Genomic DNA, 3,040 nt, shown 5'->3' with positions numbered 1-3,040 from the left:
TGCCGCGTCACCGTGCCGTGCGCGGCCTCGGCTTCCACGGTCTTGCCGTCCGGCGTCATCAGCACCGAGGTCATCAGCCCGAGCGAGCCGTAGCCCTGCGCCACGGTGTCGGACTGCACGTCGCCGTCGTAATTCTTGCAGGCCCAGACATAACCGCCCGACCATTTTAAAGCCGACGCCACCATGTCGTCGATCAGGCGATGCTCGTAAGTGAGATGTTTGGCCTCGAAGTCCTTTTTAAAATCCTTCTCGTAGATCTCCTCAAAGATGTCCTTGAAGCGGCCGTCATAGACTTTCATGATGGTGTTCTTGGTCGACAGATACACCGGGTAGCCGCGGTTGAGGCCGTAAGTCAGCGAGGCCCGGGCGAAATCGCGGATCGAATCGTCGAGATTGTACATGCTCATGGCAACGCCCGAGCCCGGCGTCTTGAACACCTCGCGCTCGATCACGGCGCCGTCTTCGCCGACGAATTTCATCGACAGCGTGCCCTTGCCGGGGAATTTGATGTCGGTGGCGCGGTACTGGTCGCCATAGGCGTGGCGGCCGATGATGATCGGCTTGGTCCAACCGGGAACGAGGCGCGGCACGTTCTTGCAGATGATCGGCTCGCGGAAAATCACGCCGCCGAGGATGTTGCGGATGGTGCCGTTCGGCGAGCGCCACATCTGCTTCAGGCCGAATTCCTTCACCCGCGCCTCATCAGGGGTGATGGTTGCGCATTTGACGCCGACGCCGTGCTTCTTGATCGCGTTCGCGGCATCGATGGTGACCTGGTCGTCGGTCTTGTCGCGGTACTCCATCCCGAGGTCGTAATATTCAAGTTTTACATCGAGGAACGGCAGGATCAGCTTGTCCTTGATGTATTGCCAGATGATCCGGGTCATCTCGTCGCCATCGAGTTCGACGACGGGGTTTTGGACCTTGATTTTTGCCATGGGGAATAGGGCCTTTTTGGAGAACGCGCTTTCGAGACGGGGTGAATGAATTCGGGCTATAGCACCGCCGCAGCGGTTGCGGAAGCCGAGGTGCCGTATCGCTGCGCTGATTTTGCATTTCGCTTGAGAAAATGCGGTAAAGCATGATGGTTTCAGACCGAATCGCCACGACCCTCAGCCACCTCTCCCCGCAGGGGAGAGGTCGACGCGCATCGTCAGATGCGCGGCGGGTGAGGGGTCTATCCGCGCGTTCGCGTGCGCGGAGAGACCCCTCACCCGAAGCCTGCGCTGCGCTCCGGCTTCGACCTCTCCCCTGCGGGGAGAGGTGAGAAGAAAGTGAGGAAATGTCAGGCACCGACAAGACCAAAACCCCGGCCGGCCTTGCCGGCCCCATCGTCATTCTGGTCGAGCCGCAGCTTGGCGAGAACATCGGCATGGCCGCCCGCGCGATGGGCAACTTCGGGCTGACGCGGCTGCGCATCGTCAACCCGCGCGACGGCTGGCCCAATTCAAGCGCGCAGCGCGCCGCCGCGGGCGCGGATCACATCCTGGACCGGGTCGAATTGTTCGATACCGTGGAGCAGGCGGTCGCCGACTGCACGCTGCTGTTCGCCACCACCGCGCGCGCCCACGATCAGGCCAAGCCGGTGATCGGGCCGCAGCAGGCCGCGCGGGAGATTGCGCGCGAAATCGCAGCCTTAGGACAGGTCGGGCTGCTGTTCGGACGGGAACGCGCGGGCCTGCTCAACGAAGAGGTGGCACTGAGCGACCGCATCGTCACCTTTCCGGTCAATCCCGCCTTCGCCTCGCTCAATCTTGCGCAGGCCGTTCTGCTGCTGGGTTACGAGTGGTTCAAGCTGGCGACCGCGGACACACTGCCATTCGCAATGCCGGAGCGCTCGGAGCGCGCCTCGCAGCATCAGATGCAGGCCTTCTTCGACAACCTGGTGCGCGAACTCGACCGCGTCGAATTTCTGCGGCCCGCGGAGAAGCGCGAGACCATGCTGGTCAACCTGCGCAACATCTTTTCCCGCATGGAGCCGACCAGGCAGGACATGCACACGCTGCACGGCGTGGTGATGGCGATCGCCGAAGGCCGCAAGGGCCCGGCCAAGGGCGGCGTGCTCGACGGCGAACAGGCGACGCGCTTGCGCGCGCTGCTCGCCGAACACGGGCAGGGGGCGGTGGCGGCCGAGAGCGGCACGCTGCGTGGCCTGGCACGGCTGCTGCGGCGAAATCCTACCGACGCCGAACGCATCCTGTGGCAGGCGCTGACATCAGACCGCCGTTTCGCCGGCCAGTTCAAGCGGCAGACGCCGGTGGGGCGGCATATCCCGGATTTCGTGTCGTTCGTAAAGCGCGTGGCGATCGAGCTGGTGAATGCGGAGGAGAGCGAGGTGATTGCGCAGGATCGCGCGGCAAGGCGGGCGTGGCTGGAGGCGCGGGGGTATCGCGTGTGTCTGCTCAATGCGGCCGATGTCGAGCGCGATGTTGCGGGGCAGCTGGACAGGCTTGCTTTGGATTGATCTTCTTTGATGGATGCGCGGGTCAAGCCCGCGCATGACGGGGACGAGTAGGAGCGCACGCGTGCTGCCGTCATTGCGAGGAGCTCTTGCGACGAAGCAATCCATCTTCGTCATGCGCGGGCTTGACCCGCGCATCCATCACACTTCAAAAAATTGTTCGAAGCAGACGGATGCCGGATCGTTACGCCTTTCAGATCTTGAGTGTCGTCACGATCCGCCTGAAGTCCATGTCGGCGAGCGCATTAAGATGCATTGTGCGCAGCGCCTGGCACAAGCGCAGCCGCGGCTCGGCTCGGCCTCAACCAGCCCAAGGTCTCGGCGCTGCGCAACTATAGGCTCGAGGGTTTCTCGGTGGAGCGGCTGATGATGCTGCTCATCGCGCTGGATCAAGACGTCGAAATCGTCATCCGCGCCAAGCCGCGTTCGCGCGCGGCGGCGCGGATTAGCAAGTAGCCCGCATGAGCGCAGCGATATGGGGTAAGACAAGTGAACCCGGATTTCGCTGCCGCTTCATCCGGGCTGCGAGGTTACGTGTTACGCGGTCGCGGTTTCCTTCCCCCCCGCCGCGGCTGCCGA

The 3,040-nt window shown here is 63.2% G+C and carries 3 protein-coding genes; 2 read left to right on the top strand and 1 reads right to left on the bottom strand.

The annotated features are described in order from the left end of the window. Nucleotides 1-938, bottom strand: a 938-nt coding sequence (locus VGP39_RS14770) for an NADP-dependent isocitrate dehydrogenase (protein WP_327568845.1), incomplete at its 3' end; no start/stop codon positions are given. 344 nt (nt 939-1,282) lie between these two features. On the opposite strand from VGP39_RS14770, the gene VGP39_RS14765 reads away from it, so the two are divergent. Beyond that, a complete protein-coding gene (locus tag VGP39_RS14765; RefSeq protein WP_327568844.1) occupies nt 1,283-2,464 on the top strand; it encodes a TrmJ/YjtD family RNA methyltransferase in 1,182 nt (393 codons plus the stop codon). Nucleotides 2,465-2,716: 252 nt separating this feature from the next. Next, complete coding sequence (locus VGP39_RS14760; RefSeq protein WP_327568843.1) at nt 2,717-2,917, top strand: XRE family transcriptional regulator; 201 nt, start codon at nt 2,717-2,719, stop codon at nt 2,915-2,917. Nucleotides 2,918-3,040 lie beyond the last annotated feature (123 nt).

Origin of the sequence: Bradyrhizobium sp. (assembly GCF_036009065.1) — a bacterium.
Lineage (GTDB): Bacteria > Pseudomonadota > Alphaproteobacteria > Rhizobiales > Xanthobacteraceae > Bradyrhizobium.
This window is presented reverse-complemented; position numbering and strand designations above follow the sequence as displayed.

What these genes read in the sequence shown, in the direction of transcription:
- VGP39_RS14765 (WP_327568844.1), top strand. Translation starts at nt 1,283, where the DNA reads ATGTCAGGCACCGACAAGACCAAAACCCCGGCCGGCCTTGCCGGCCCC.